The 1,345-nt window shown below is 49.4% G+C and carries 1 protein-coding gene; it reads left to right on the top strand.

The features are described from left to right. Window positions 1–21: 21 nt before the first annotated feature. The coding region (locus R7P35_RS24570; RefSeq protein WP_318092958.1) for a PAS domain-containing protein at window positions 22–1,345 on the top strand (1,324 nt) is incomplete at its 3' end.

Raw genomic sequence — 1,345 nt, 5'->3', positions numbered from 1 at the left:
TTCGAGATAAGTGGGCGCTTTATGACGCTGCGTTCAAAAACGATAATCGGCATTGCACTCATCGAAGCACTCGCGCTCGGTGTACTTATCATCAGCGGCCTCAACTGGTTTAAAAGCTCGAACGAGACCAGTCTCGAAGTTGGTAGCCAGAATTTGGTGAGTGTGTTTGCTCAAGCTTCGAGAGACGCGGTAATCGCAACGGATCTGGCGTACTTAGACAGTTTTGCTCGCTCTGTCGTAAGTGAGCACAAGTTGGCTTACATCCGTATCGTCAATCAAGATGGCATCGAACTTACGCTTCAAGGTGATTACACAGGCGTTGACACCAATGTTCGTCCTTTCGATGCAAGCGACGGTGTTTATGACGTGGCGAAAGCAATCACTTTAGGCGATCAGACTTTTGGCGTGGTAGAAATGGGTGTTCACGTCGAGCATGTTCATCAAATGCTTTCGTTTGCGACTCATGCGAGTTTGGTGATTGCCTTTGTCGAAATGTCGCTGGTGGCGCTGTTTTCATTTGCGCTAGGCAGCTATTTAATGAAGCGTTTGGATCTTCTCCGCACTGGGGTAATTAAGGTTTCACAGCAAGGACCGGGTTCGCAAATTTCTATTTCAGGCAATGACGAAGTCACGCGCGTTGGAGAGGCGTTTAACCAAATGTCGCGCTCTTTAGCGCTAGCGCAAAATAAACTTCAGCAAGAACATCAGACCCAACAGCAGTTATCCGCCAAAATATCGCAGCTTGCCGAGGTGGCGGAACACGCTCGCGATACCATCATCATTACGCATCCTGACGGCACGATTGCTTGGGTAAACTCTGCGTTTGAGCAGTTAACCGAATATTCGTTAGAGGAAGTGGTTGGTAAATCACCGGGCGAACTGCTGCAAGGTGAAGACACCGACGCAAACACCGTCGCGCTGCTCTCGCAAAGTGTTCGCAGCCATTCCCCGGTTAGGGTTGAGATACTCAATTACACCAAGTCGCGGCACCCATATTGGGTCGAGTTGGAGCTGTCTCCGGTGTTTGATGAAAATGGCGAGCTACTGCGTTTTATCGCGGTAGAACGTGACATCACCGATAGACGCGAGATGGAGAAGCGTTTGTCGTCTGCATTGGATAAATCGAAAAAAGCCACGCAAGCCAAGTCGGAATTTCTGGCGAACATGAGCCATGAGATTCGCACTCCAATGAACGCGATCATGGGGATCAGCGAGATATTGCTTGAGAACGAAAACCGCCGAGAGCCAAGGGAGTTATTGCTCCTGCTGCACAAATCTGCCAATAACCTTGTGACCATCATTAACGACATCCTCGATTACAGCAAAGTCGAAGCGGGCAAGTTGA

It is taken from the genome of Vibrio sp. Vb0304, assembly GCF_033338995.1.
In the GTDB taxonomy this organism is placed as follows: domain Bacteria; phylum Pseudomonadota; class Gammaproteobacteria; order Enterobacterales; family Vibrionaceae; genus Vibrio; species Vibrio alginolyticus.
Note: the sequence above shows the minus strand (reverse complement) of the source record. Positions and strands in the feature narration are given on the sequence as shown.